This is a genomic window from Microbacterium jejuense (genome assembly GCF_039544225.1).
GTDB classification, from domain to species: Bacteria; Actinomycetota; Actinomycetes; order Actinomycetales; family Microbacteriaceae; genus Microbacterium; species Microbacterium jejuense.
This window is the reverse complement of the sequence record NZ_BAABLG010000001.1, coordinates 506,685-519,664: the sequence shown is the minus strand read 5'-3', so window position 1 is coordinate 519,664 and position 12,980 is coordinate 506,685. Positions and strand designations below refer to the sequence as shown.

The following is a 12,980-nucleotide window of genomic DNA, read 5'->3' as shown; positions in this document are numbered from 1 at the left end:
CTCTCTCAGAAGCCCGAGCACTGGCCGGCGGCCGCGCCCGTGATCGTGTTGGCGACGCCGCCGTTCGTGGGGGCAGGGTGGTTCGCGGAGCACGTGAGCACACCCGCGACGGTGTTGCCCGACACGGTGACGCCGCCGGTGCTCCCGGTGAATGCGCCGATGCCGGCGATGGTCGAGCCCTCGACGATCACCGCGCCGGTCGCACCCTGCACCATGAGCGCGCCGCGCACCTCGGAGCCGGTCACGGTCACCGCTCCCGCACCCTGCGCGAGGACCATCCCCTTCACGACCGTGTCGGTGATCGTGACGGATGCTCCGCCGGTGACGGTGATGGGGCCCGACACCGTCACACCGGTGAGGCAGGTGAGGCCCTTCGTGAGGGTGAGCGCACCGCGCACGTCGTGGTCGACGGTCGCGTCGCACGCCGGCGCGGGCGGAGCCGGCTCGAGGACGAACGGCAGGTACAGCGCGTTGTTCTTCGATCGGGCGATGCCGCTGCCCACCTCGATCCAGCCGGTGCGCCCGGCGCCGTCGTCGTCGTTCACGACGAACGACATGCTGACGAGGCGTGTGGCCGGGTCGGCGGGCGCGACGGCGCTCCACGGCAGAGTGACGTCGTAGGTCGTGGTCGCGGCGGCGTCGTCGCGGACGATGGATGCCTCGGCCCCGGCCACTTCCCCGGTCTCACCCGATCCCGCCACCCATTTCCACACCACGGGCCCGGCGGCGGTCAGCGCGACGCCGATCTCGTCCCACGGCTTCGTCTCGCCCGGCGTCCCGGCCTGCACCGTGAACTGGATGGAGTCGCCCGCCCAGATCTGCTCGCCGCTGTTGGGCTGCGCATGCACGTCGTCGACGACCGTCGCGTGCAGGTGCAGCCCCTCGCCGTCCCACGTGGGCTGGATCGTGCCGCTCAGGTCGGCTGCGCCCTCCCACCCGGTGACGGCGTTGGTGCCGTCGGCCGCGAGGTCCAGCGGTGCGGCATCGGATGCCGTCGCGGCGTGCGCGAGAACGCGCTGGGCTGTGGCATCCACCATCACTGTCGTCGTCGATGAGGTCGCCGCGGGCAGTCCGTCGATCTCGTACGACACCGAGGTGGGATAGGTCCCGGGCGCGACGCCGGCGAGCGGCACGTCGACCACGACGTTGCCGCCGGCGGACACCTCGGGCACGGCGGCCGTGCCCGAGGTGCTGCCGATCGTGTACGCGATCTCGTCGGCCGGCACTCCCTCGACCGAGGCGTTGCTCACTGTCACCTCGAGCACGTCTCCGGTGTCGCGCAGGGCGTGCCGTACGGCGACGCCGATCCGGTTCTTCACGGTGACAGTGCCCTCCACGGTGGCCACGAGCGCGCCGCCGACGCGCAGTTCGCCGCGATAGCTGTGCGTGCCGAGGTCGCGCCCGACGGTCAGCGACACCGGGAACTGCGCCGTGGCGCCGGCGGGCACGTCGACCGCGACCGCCTGCCCGTCGAGCGTGAACTCGCCCGACAGCGCGGCGGCGCCGTCGCTGTTGTCGACCCCCAGCGTCGCGGTGAAGGTGTCGTCGATCGCGACCGAGGCCGGCAGCGTCAGCGACAGGCGCGACGAGGTGACGCCGGTCACCGCGCCCGCGATGTACACGGGCGTGGCGCCGACCGTGAGCTCGACGGCGCCGTCGGCAGGCTGCAGCGTCGTCTGACGGCCCTGCTGGTCGGTGACAGTGACCGCTGCCGTGGCGGCGAGCGCGACAGTCGTCGGCGTGGTCGACCAGATGACGCGCTTCTCGGCGCCGCCCTCGTCGAAGACGTAGCTCGACACGCCCGCCGGCGCCGTCTCGACGCGGTCGAAGTCCGCGTCCTGCAGCTGGTCGGTGAGAGTCGAGTACGCCACATAGGCGGGCTTGGCCGTCCACTTGCCGAGCTCGTCGGCCGTGTTGCGGACGATGCCGAAGCGGTTCTCGACGTCGGCGGCATCGGTGCCGTCGTCCATGAAGTCGTACCAGAAGTACCGCTGCACGCCCTTCGCGAACGCGCGCACGTGGGTCTGCACGATGTAGTCGGCCTGGGTCTGCTCCGGGACCGCGCGCGCATTTGTGCCGGTGACCCAGCCCTGCTCGGTGATCCAGATCGGGATGGTCTGGCCGTTGTTGTACTTCTTCACGAGCGCATTCACCTGGTCGATGAGCGTGTCCAGGCCCGCGGGCGACCCCGGGTAGAGATACGGATGGATCGACAGCGCGTCCATGTACTGCAGACCGCCGAGCTGGAACAGCGTCTCGAGCCACGCCAGCGGCACTCCTGCGGTCGCACCGCCCACGACCACGCGGTCAGGGTCGGCGGCCTTGATGTCTTCGTACGCCTTCTTCAGCAGCGGGTAGTAGTACTCGGCCTTGGAGTCGGCCGGGCCGTCGCCGCGGTCTCCGAAGCCCGGCAGGTTGAACTCGTTGTAGATCTCGACGGCGGTGCTGTCGTAGTGCTCGGTGAGGGCGACCGCGAAGTCCCCGTAGGCGGCGCGCCCCTCGTCGGTGTACGGGGTGGCGTTGCCGTCGTGGAACTGGTTCGTGTACGCCGGGATCGGCAGCCAGTCGATGCCGGCGGCATCCAGCTTCGCGACCATGCCGTCGTACCTGACGTAGGAGTACGAGCCCGGTGCCGTCTCGACCGATGCCCACGAGGCGTCGTCGCGCACGTGCGCGACACCGGCGTCGGCGAGGAGATCCGTGAGCGTGAAGTCGGGGGCGTCCCATCGGGTCATGTGCGCGGCCATGCCGAACGGCGAGTCGGCGGGAGTCGTATCGTGGTCGACGAGCAGCGCGATGACCGTGCTCGCGGTGCCGATGACGGAACCCGAGGACGAGGCCGTCGTCGCCAGCGTGTAGTAGCCGAGGTCGAGACCCGGCAAGCTCAGGCGCTCGACGGGCGTGCTCATGCTGAGGGTGCCGCTGTCGACCGTGCCGCCGTCGAGTCCGGTGAGCGACCAGGCGACGCTGTCTCCGCTGGACTGCACGTCGACGGCCGGGGTCTCGCCCTCGACGAACACGTTGCCCTCGGCGACCTGCTCCAGGACGAGCGGCGACGGCGTCTTCCTGGCGACGACGTCGTCGACGAGGATCGAGCCGGTCTTCGCACCGCCGAAGCTGTTCTCATCGGCGAGGATCGAGAACGTCTTCGACGGTCCGTGCCACACGCCGTCGTTGGCGCCGCCGAAGTGCGAGTACCCGCTGCCGGCGGCGAAGTCGGTGACGACGAAGTGCTGCCAGTCGGCGCCCGGCGTCAGCGCGAGACGCTGCTGGTGGGTCTGCCCGGTACTGTCGACGGCGCGCAGCGCGATGCGGGTGCCGGTCGTGGACTTCACCCAGAAGCTCAGCGACACGACGTCGATCGCGGCGCTCTTCGACATGGCGACGTACTTGCCGCCGCCGGTGAAGTCGGCGCTGAGGCGCGCGGCCGCCGCTCCCGAGTGCGCGTCGGGGTCGGCGGCGATGCCGCCGGTGGCGCCGGGGAATTCGGACCCGTTGCTGAACGACCAGAGCGCGCCGTTCTCGAAGTCCCCCATCACGGTGTCGAGGCTGTCGGCGGAGGCGGCGGACGGGACGAGCGCTGCGGAGAGAACGAGCGCCGCGGTCACTGCCAGGGCGAAGAGCGATCTGCGCGTATGCATGGGGACTCCAGTTCGGACGACCTTGTCGGAATACGGGATCTTCGAGGTGCGCAGCAGAGCCGAGCGACTTACTTCCTCAAATGTATGGATTAACATAGAGGCAGGGACTCGCCGATGGCAAGGGCCCTCCGTCGCGACCGACCGGCCGTGTACGGTAACAGCAGACTCCCGGCACGGATGCGGCCGGACGCACGGGACCGGATTCAGCGAGGAGCACGTATGGAGCGTTCCTGGTCCCCTGGCGCCCGGGGCTCGACCGGCGGCACGAACCTCCCCCGGGTGGCCGACTTCAACGAGACGGTCGTGCTGAACGCCATCCGGCGCGCCGAGGGCGGCTGCAGCCGCGTCGAACTGACGACCGAGACCGGCCTGTCTGCCCAGACCGTGTCGAACATCTGCCGGCGGCTCATCGACCAGGGCTACGTGCTCGAGACCGGCAAGCAGCCCGTCGCGTACGGCAAGCCCCGCACGATGCTCGAACTCGATCCCACAGGCTGCTACGCCGTGGGCGTGCACATCGACCCGGCCGTCATCACCTACGTGCTGCTCGACTTCACGGGGCGCGTCGTCGTCGATGCGAGCCATCCCACTCCTGACGTGCGCGACCCCGACTCGGTGCTCACCCTGATCAGCGAGCACATCGAGCAGCTCATCGAGGGCGCGCCCATCGACCGCGCCCGCATCCTCGGCGTGGGGATCGCCTCACCCGGACCGGTCGACGTGCAGAAGGGCCTCGTGCTCGACCCGCCGCACCTGCCCGGCTGGCACCAGGTGCCGCTGCGCGACCACCTGCGTGAAGCGACGGGGCTCCCCGTGCTGCTCGACAAGGACGTCATCGCCGGCGCCGTCGCCGAGCAGTGGGCCGACCGCGGCGCCGGTGAGTCGCGCAATTTCGTGTTCCTGTACCTCGGGACCGGCATCGGCATGGGCTTCGTCATCGACGACGTGGTGATCCGTGGCATGTCGAGCAATGCGGGCGACGTCGGGCGCATGCCCGTCTCGTCCGAGGAGTACGGCGACCGCTACACCGACCGCTTCCACGCGTTCTGGCAGGTGGGCTCGCCGCGCGAGCTCGCCGCCGAGGGCGTCGAGCTGGGCGTGCTCCCCGCCGACACCGATCTCGGCAGCCCGGCGGCGGCCAACGTCGCGTTCGCCGCGCTGTGCGAGCTCGCCGACGACGGCGACGAGCGCGCCGGAGACATCATCGACAGGGCCGGCCGGTTCGCGGCATCCGCGGTCCTCACCGCCACCAACATGCTCGACGTCGACCGTGTCGTGATCGGCGGGGCGATGTGGGAGCGGGTCGCCGAGCGATACCTGCGCATGATCCCGCCGGTGATCGCCGCCGAGTCCGTCTCGCGCGATCTGCACGGCATCACCATCACCGGCACCCAGCTCGGCTCGGACGTCGCGGCCATCGGCGCCGCATGCCTCGTGCTCGACAACAAGTTCTCGCCCAAGCCGTCGACCCTGCTGCTCGCCGGCTGAGCCTCGCGAAAGGGCGGCTCCCGCCCCCGGGAGCCGCCCTTTCGAAACGGGATGCCGCGGCTCAGGCCTCCGGGCCGGCGTCGCCGTCGGGCCAGACCATGAACGGTCGCAGCTCGAGCTGGCCGTTGCGGGCCATCGGATGCCGCGACGCGATCTCGATCGCCTCGTCGAGACTGTCGACCTCGAGGATGTCGAAGCCGCAGATGACCTCGGCGGTCTCGACGAACGGTCCGCGGGTGGTGAGCACCTTGCCGCCGCGCACCTTCACGACGGTGGAGTCCGCCTGCGGGGCGAGCACCTCGCCGATGATGCGCTTGCCGCTGGCGTCGAGGGGGTCGACCCACAGGTCGACATCGGAGTCGTCGACCTCGGTGTCGGGCTCGAGCGAGGTGACGACGAACATCATGTACTTCATGTCAGATCCTTCCGGTGCGGGCGGGCCGATGCCCACCTCACTGGGGTCGTCGTGCGGCGTACGCCGGCATCGACAGTTCGCCGAGATTCTTTTTCTGAAGGGATGCCGCCGCCACCGGCGTCACCCGCGCTGCGCGCTCAGCCGCCAGACCTGCGGCAGCATCATGCCTTCGGGCTCGTCGCCGTCCAGGACGAAGTGGTCCACGTGCTCGCCGATGCGCGCCTGCCACGCGGCATCGGCGGGATCATCCTCGAGCGCCCTCATCGCCGCCGCGAAGTCGTCGCAGTCGACGACGTGGAACAGATGGGATCCCGAACGCCAGATCGTCCAGTCGTGGATGCCGATGCGTGCGAAGCTCGCGGCCAGGTCGTCGGGGATGCGCTCGTGCTCGCGATCGTAGGAGCGCTCGTGACCGTCCTTGACGATCGAGTGCAGGGCGACTCTCATGGTCGGGCCTCCGGAACGGCGGGTGCGAACGGGCTCCACCGTAGCCCATGCCGCCATCCCGGAATCATCCGAAAGGCGGAGGCGCATGAGACCACGGGTGGATGCCTGGCGCGACGGCGCTCCGTAGCGTCGTAGGCATGGTCACCACCACGTCCCCGGTCCGCATCGCCCGTCACCGCGAGCTGTCGCCGATCGCGGCGGCATTGCTGACGATCGGCGGCAACATCCTCATCCTCGCCATCGCAGGTTTCGCAGTCGTGGGCGTGGGCCTGGCCGCGGTGGCGGTGTTCGGCGCGCAGCTGCTCGGCGCGCTCTGACCCCTGTCGCGCTGTCGGCGGGTGGCGCTAGCCTGCGGGGCATGACCGAGCGGGCCGTCCCCATCCTTCTCAGCCGCGATCTGCGCGAGACCCTCGAGTTCTACGAGCGGCTCGGGTTCGAGAACCGGGGCGCCCCGCCCGAGGAGTGGCGGTACCTCATCGTCGGCCGGGGCGAGGCCGAGCTCCACTTCACTGAGGCGCCTGACGTGGACCCGCTGAGCACGGCGTCGATGTGCTACCTGTACGTCGACGATGCGCGGGCAACGCACCAGGAGTGGGCAGGGCTGGTCGAGCCGGATGCTGCCACCGGAAGCCGCATCACGGCGCCGGTCGACACCGACTACGGCATGCGCGAGTTCGCCGTGGTCGACCGCAACGGCAACCTGGTGCGCGTGGGCAGCACGATCTGAGCTGTCGTCGGAGGCGGTCGGGCCGCTAGGCTCGCGCCCATGACGGACGTCGCGACGAAGCCGCGCCCCACCAGGCCCGGCACCAGCCTGCGGGGGTTCTCCGCGCCACTCGTACTCGTGCTGGGGCTTGTGATCGTGCCGATCGCACTCGCCTTTGCGACGCTGCCGGCGGGGGTGCCCACTGACGAGGACTACGTGCGCATGGCGTTCGCGAGCGTCGCGGGCTGCACGATCGGCATCGTGAGCGTCGTCGGGCTGCTCGTCGACCGGATCGTGCGCCGGGCGAAGGCGTCGACGATCGCCCTGTTCGCGGTCATCGCCCTCGTGGTCGTGCCGTGGCAGCTGAGCGGCATCGGCCGCGCCGCCGACCAGCTGCTCGCGAACCTCAGCCTCTGACAGGACGCCACCGCCCGCCCGCCCCGAAGGGCGAGCGGGCGGTACGCGTGCTCGGCGGTCGTGGGTCTCAGCGCTTCTGCGCCTCGACCAGCACCACGGCGCTGCGGGCGGGGACTGTCACCGTGCCGGTGGCGGCATTCCACGTCGTCGTCTTGACGACGGGGTCGGAGCCCTTCGCCAACGCCGGGGTCAGCGCGAACGAGCGGCCCTTGAGCGTCGAGACTGTCTGCGAGACGGTCTCGGTGCCGGCGTTGAACACCACCAGGGCGCCCTTGAGCTTCGGATCCACATCCTTGCCGACGAGATCGTCGATGAGCATCACGACGACGCCGGGTGCGGCATCCGGTCCGCTGTCCGGGAACGTGACCTTCTGCTCGATGAGCTTCGCCGAGCCGAGCCGCAGCAGTCCCACCTCGTTGCGCACGCGCAGCAGGTCGAGGGCGGATGCCTCGGCCGTGGCGATGTCGGAGGCGCCCGGCTTGTTGGCGGGGTTCGCCAGCAGCGGCTTCATGATGCCCCAGTTGTCGTCGTTGTCGGCCGCCATCGGCAGCCCCGAGCCGAACGTCGACTGCTGGCTCGTCCAGTCGATCCGGTTGAACCAGTCGCCCGAGTTGTAGCTGTTGCGGTCCAGCGACTTGGAGCGCAGCAGCTCGGTGCCGGCGTGCCAGAACGACGGCGTCTGCGCGTAGGTCGTGGTCGCCAGCTCCAGCGTGTTCATGCGCACGCGGTCGGCCATCGTGGTGTCGGCCGGGAGCTTCAGCATCGACAGGTCGAACAGCGTCTCGTTGTCGTGCGCGTCGACGTAGGTGATGACCTCGTCGGGCTGGTCGGCGTAGCCGGCCGGCGAGCCCCGGTAGTCGAGCTCGTCGCCGGCCTTCGCGGCACCCGTGTGATCGGTCAGCTCGTAGTCGCGCAGGTTGCCCGCGAGGCCCAGCTTGACGAGGTCGGTCTGGTGCGCGAGGTCGGCGAGCGCCTGCTCGGTCGTGCCGTTGATCGGGGCCCCGTTGGGGTCGGTGCCCAGGCCCGTGCCGAAGCCCTGCTGCTGGATCGTCTCGCCGGCGACCGGGCTGCCGCCGTGGACGGCGTCGCGCAGCCGGTCGCTGAACGTGCCGATGCCGGTGCCGCCGAGCTGCCCCTGCGTGGCCTGCTCGAAGAGGGCGTTGTTCGCGACCTCGCCGAAGTTCCAGCCCTCGCCATAGAGGTAGATCGCCTTGCCGTCGACGCCGTCCTTCTTGAGGGTCAGCTTGTCGAGCGCAGCGCGGATCTCGAGCATGTTCTGCTTCGAGTGGTGCCCCATCAGGTCGAAGCGGAAGCCGTCGACCTTGTACTCGCGCGCCCACATCACGACCGAATCGACCATGAGCTTCTGCGCGACCTCGTGCTCGGTCGCGACGTTCTGGCAGCACGTCGAGGTCTCGACGTTGCCGGCGGCGTTGAGGCGCTGGTAGTACCCGGGCACCACCTGATCGAGCACCGACGTGGCGTCCTGCCCCGACGCGGAGGTGTGGTTGAACACCTGGTCGAGGACGACCTGCAGGCCCATGCCGTGAAGCGCCCCGACCATCTCGCGGAACTCCGACACGCGCGCGCCGCCCTGGGGATTCACTGCGTACGACCCCTCGGGGACCGAGTAGTGGTACGGGTCGTAGCCCCAGTTGAAGCCGTCTGTGTCGGCGACCGCGGCGACGCACGCCTGCTGCTGGTCGCTGTCGGCCGGCAGCGACGCGAGGTCGCAGGCCGGCGTCTGCTGCTGTGAGCGGTCCTCCTCGATCGTGGCGATGTCGAACGTCGGCAGCAGGTGCACGGTGTTGATGCCGGCGGCCGACAGCTGACGCAGCTGCTTCGTGCCCGCGCTGTCGCGTGTGAACGCCTTGTACGTGCCCCGCTCGGCGGCGGGCACCGTCGTGTCGCCGATCGAGAAGTCGCGCACGTGCAGCTCGTAGATCGCGCGGTCCACCGGACGGGCGACGACCGGCGCGGCCGTCTTCTCCCACGCCTTCGGGCGCCAGCTCTTGTCGTCGAGGTCGATCGCGACCGATCGCTCCGAGTTGAGGGTCAGAGCGACCGAGTACGGGTCGGTGACGTCGTTCGTCTCGATCTTGCCGGTGGTCGGCGCGTAGACCACAACCTCCCACAGGTACTCGTCGCCGTCGAGCGCCTTCTTGCCCGCGACGGTCCAGATTCCGGATGCCGCGTCCCACTGCGCCGCGTGACGCACCGGGTCGCCGTCCGTGCCGGCATCCCACGTGAGCAGCGTCGCCGACTGCGCGGTCGGCGCCCACAGGCGGAAGGTGGGCTTGTTGCCCTGGTACGCGACGCCGAGGCCGGCGCCGTCCACCGCGTCCGCGTACAGATCGTCGAGCACGCCCGGGATCTGCACGCCGGTGAAGGCCGTGAGCGCCCCGCCGGCGTTGCGCTGGGCGACCATGAGCTGGCCCTTCAGCAGCTCGGCGGCGGCGTCCCGGTCGACGCCGTCGACGTGCAGCGCGACGAAGCCGGCAAGGGCGGGGAACCGCTCCTTCTGATCGTCGGTGAGGCCGCGGCCGATGCGCGTCAGCGTGATCGGGTCGGTGCCGCCGAGGACCTCGCGATCGGCGGTGAGGCCGAGTGCGGCATCCTTGGAGCCGTACAGCTGCCATGCGGCGCCGTCGGCCGGCGCCCCCAGGTCGGCGGGCCAGGCGATGGTGGTGGCGTCGATCCAGTGGGCGCGGAGCTCACCGGTGCCCGCGAGCGGCGGGTCGCTGGCCCTGACGGTGAGCACGTGCGTCTCGAGGGTGTACCGGAAGGTCACGACCTTGCCCGCGGTGGCGCTGAAGGTGATGTTCGCGCCTCCCGGGGCGCCGCCGGCGCCGTAGTTCTCGGTCCACGAGCGGCCGTGGGCGACCTTGACCTCGTACGAGCCGGTGGGCAGATCGTCGGTGGTGAACTGGAACACACCGTCGCCGTCGCGGTCGAACATCATCGTCGCGAGGCAGTCCGGCATCCAGTCGCCCGCGCAGCCGAGCTCGCTCTGCAGCGAACCGGGCAGCGTGATGACGGGGCCGTCGGCCGTGGTGCGGATGTTCTTCGTGCGCGGGTCGAAGAAGAACTCGATCGGTCCGCCCGCGTGCACGAGCGTGATGTTGCCGCCGTTCGGCACACCGCCGGCGCCGTAGTTCTCGTCCCACCTCTTCTCGGTGGCGATCTTGTACTCGTACGTGCCCGCGGGCAGGTCGGCGAGCTTCAACGTCCAGATGCCGTCGACCTTGGTCATCTGCACGGCGTCGCAGTCGGGTTGCCAGTCACCTGGGCAGCCGGCCTTGCTGTCGAAGCTGCCGGGCACGCTCACCGCGCCGTACTCGGTCGGCGTCTGGGGCTCCTCCTCGACCGGCTCCTCGGGGGTCTCTTCGACGCCGGTGCTGACCTTGTTGCCCACCGAGGCGTAGGTCGAGGCGGCGGCGTGGTGGCCGGCCGCGTCGGTCGTGACGGCGCGGTACTCGACCAGCGTGCCGGTGGCGAGTCCGTCGACGGCGTGGAAGACACCCGGGTCGGTGTCTTCCGCGGTTCCGAGCGCGTGCCACTCGTCGGAGCCGACGACGCGCCAGGCGAAGCTCGTCTCCTGCCACGTCGTGTCGTCTACGTCGGCGGTGACGGCGGCGGTGCCGCTGATGCCCGCACCGGCGGCCGGGACGGTCACGGTGACGGCCGGCGCCTCGGCGGGCGTGGTCACCGTCGTGCCGGCGCGGTAGACGACGGCCGAGAGCGCCGGGACGTTCACGGAGGTCGCGGAGGCGGCATCCGTCGAGATCCCCGTCGATGCGCCGTAGACCGGGGTGTACGACGCGTTCGCCGTGAGGGTCGTGAGGTTCACGGCCTTGTCGGCCGTCGTGTTGTTGAGCGCGACCAGGTACTCGACCTTCTCGTCGCGGTCGACGCGCGAGAACGCGTACACACCCGCACCGTTGTCGGCGTAGCGCTCGATCTGCGCGCCGGTGACCAGGGCGGGGTTCGCCTCGCGCAGCGCCGCCAGTTCGGCGATGCGCGCGTAGACGGGCGCCGACGTGTCGTACCGGTCGACCGAGCCGGCGTTCTCACCCGTGATGAGGTTCTGGTTCTGGTACGAGGGCACCTGGCTCGCGAACAGCGACTGCCGGGCGTCCTTGTCGCCTCCGGTGCCGACGAAGCCCTGCTCGTCGCCGTAGTAGACGACGGGCTGGCCGCGGCCCAGGAACATCAGGTCGTGGGCGAGCAGATCCCGCTGCAGCGCGTTGTCGGCGCCCTTGAGGAAGTAGCCGACGCGGCCCATGTCGTGGTTGCCGAGGAAGGTCGGCAGCGCCGTCGCCGACGAGTCCGGGGTCGTGTACCGGTCGTCGCCCGCGTAGAGGTTCTGCAGGCTCTTGGCGTTGCCGCCGCCGGCGTAGCTCACGGCCGACGACTGGAATGTGAAGTCGAGCACGCTGGACATGTCGGTGTCGCGCACGTACGGCGAGAGCTTGACCGGGTCGGCGTCGTACACCTCGCCGAACATGAAGAAGTCCGGCTTGCCCTGGGCGTGTGCGTAGTCCAGCACGCGGGTCGTCCACTGCTGCCAGAACTCGAAGTTCACGTGCTTGGCGGTGTCGATGCGGAACCCGTCGATGCCGAGGTCGATCCACTTCTGGTACACGTCGACGAAGCCGTCCACGACGGTCGGGCTCTCGGTCATCAGGTCGTCGAGACCGTCGAAGTCGCCGTAGGTGACCGATTCGCCCGACCAGGTCGAGTTGCCGCGGTTGTGGTAGAGCGTGGGGTCGTTGAGCCACGCCGGCACCTTGAGGTCCTTGTCGGCGTCGGCGACCACCGGCGTGTACGGGAACGACGTCGCCGGGTCGAGCGCCGGGAACGTGTCGGTGCCCGCGTAAGCGTGCGGGTCGAACGCCGCGCCATCGGCATCGGTGTACGGCGACGTCTTCTGGTCGATGTAGCCGTACTGCTTCTCGGCGTAGTCGATGACGTCGGCGGTGTGGTTGGCGATGATGTCGAAGTAGACCTTGATGCCCTTGGCGTGCGCCTCGGCGATCAGCGCCTGCAGTTCGGCGTTGGTGCCGAGGTGCGGGTCGATCTGCGTGAAGTCGGTGATCCAGTAGCCGTGGTATCCGGCGCTGGCGTTCGCCCCCTCGCCCTGCACGGGCTTGTTCTTGAAGCTCGGCGTGAGCCAGATCGCGGTGGTGCCGAGTCCGTCGATGTAGTCGAGGTTCTGGCGCAGGCCGGCGATGTCGCCGCCGTTGTAGAAGCCCTTGTCGGTCGGGTCGAAGCCGGTGGCCAGGCGGTCGCCGGTGAGCCCGCCGTCGTCGTTGGACGTGTCGCCGTCGGCGAACCGGTCGGTCATGACGAAGTAGAACTGCTCCTGGCTGCCCGGCTCGCGCACCGGCGGCGCGACCAGCGCGTCATCGTCGGCCGTGTAGCCGGCCCGCAGGCTCTTCGCCTCGACGCCCACGCGCTTGGTGTTGTCGTCGAACACGAAGCGCAGCCTCGCGGGGCCCGCGATCGTGAGCGGGATGTTGTCGCTGGAGCCGTTCAGCCCGTACGACTCGTCCCACGCGTCGTTCGCGGCGACCTTGTACTCGTACGTCCCGGCCGGAACCTCGAACTCGGCGGCGTACACGCCGGCGGTGCCCGTGGCGGCGAGGTCGGTCGCGGCGCACTCGGGCTGCCAGTCGGCCGAGCAGCCGAGCTCGGACTGCAGGCTGCCGACGAGGGCGAAGGTGCGCTCGGCGGCGGCCGCCGGCGCGATGGCGACGGCTCCCCCGGTGACGATGAGGGCGGCGGCCGCGAGACTCGCGGTGACTCTGCGCGCTCGGGGACTTGTCGGCTGTGACATCAGGGCTCCTGGAAGGGGCGAAGGCAC

General features: G+C 70.1%; 8 protein-coding genes. 4 read left to right on the top strand and 4 right to left on the bottom strand.

From position 1 onward, the window contains the following. Window positions 1-5: 5 nt before the first annotated feature. On the bottom strand, window positions 6-3,641 hold the full coding sequence (locus tag ABEA46_RS02235) for a glycosyl hydrolase (protein ID WP_345542699.1): 3,636 nt from the start codon (window positions 3,639-3,641) through the stop codon (window positions 6-8). A 219-nt stretch (window positions 3,642-3,860) separates the two neighbouring features. Here ABEA46_RS02235 and ABEA46_RS02230 point away from each other — a divergent pair, with 219 nt between their 5' ends. Next, on the top strand, window positions 3,861-5,129 hold the full coding sequence (locus tag ABEA46_RS02230; protein WP_345542698.1) for an ROK family transcriptional regulator: 1,269 nt from the start codon (window positions 3,861-3,863) through the stop codon (window positions 5,127-5,129). Between the two features lie 61 nt (window positions 5,130-5,190). On the opposite strand, the gene ABEA46_RS02225 is transcribed toward ABEA46_RS02230, so the two are convergent. Both ABEA46_RS02225 and ABEA46_RS02220 read right to left on the bottom strand, forming a co-directional pair. After that, window positions 5,191-5,544: a YciI family protein gene (locus ABEA46_RS02225; RefSeq protein WP_345542697.1), complete on the bottom strand. Its 354-nt coding sequence runs from the start codon at window positions 5,542-5,544 to the stop codon at window positions 5,191-5,193. A 120-nt stretch (window positions 5,545-5,664) separates the two neighbouring features. Continuing rightward, window positions 5,665-5,991, bottom strand: coding sequence for an L-rhamnose mutarotase (locus tag ABEA46_RS02220; protein ID WP_345542696.1), 327 nt, complete (start codon window positions 5,989-5,991; stop codon window positions 5,665-5,667). A gap of 137 nt (window positions 5,992-6,128) precedes the next feature. On the opposite strand from ABEA46_RS02220, the gene ABEA46_RS02215 reads away from it, so the two are divergent. The 3 genes from ABEA46_RS02215 to ABEA46_RS02205 are packed head-to-tail and all read left to right on the top strand — an operon-like array spanning window position 6,129 to window position 7,114. After that, window positions 6,129-6,308 (top strand): hypothetical protein, encoded by a 180-nt coding sequence (locus tag ABEA46_RS02215; protein WP_345542695.1) that lies wholly within the window; start codon window positions 6,129-6,131, stop codon window positions 6,306-6,308. A gap of 41 nt (window positions 6,309-6,349) precedes the next feature. After that, entirely contained in the window at window positions 6,350-6,718 is a 369-nt protein-coding gene (locus tag ABEA46_RS02210; protein ID WP_345542694.1) for a bleomycin resistance protein, read from the top strand. A gap of 39 nt (window positions 6,719-6,757) precedes the next feature. Next, complete coding sequence (locus ABEA46_RS02205; protein ID WP_345542693.1) at window positions 6,758-7,114, top strand: hypothetical protein; 357 nt, start codon at window positions 6,758-6,760, stop codon at window positions 7,112-7,114. Window positions 7,115-7,181: 67 nt separating this feature from the next. Here the strand turns inward: ABEA46_RS02205 and pulA are convergent, their stop codons facing one another. Beyond that, the gene (gene pulA / locus ABEA46_RS02200; RefSeq protein ID WP_345542692.1) at window positions 7,182-12,953 is read right to left on the bottom strand and encodes a pullulanase-type alpha-1,6-glucosidase; all 5,772 of its coding nucleotides are present in this window, start codon (window positions 12,951-12,953) and stop codon (window positions 7,182-7,184) included. Window positions 12,954-12,980 lie beyond the last annotated feature (27 nt).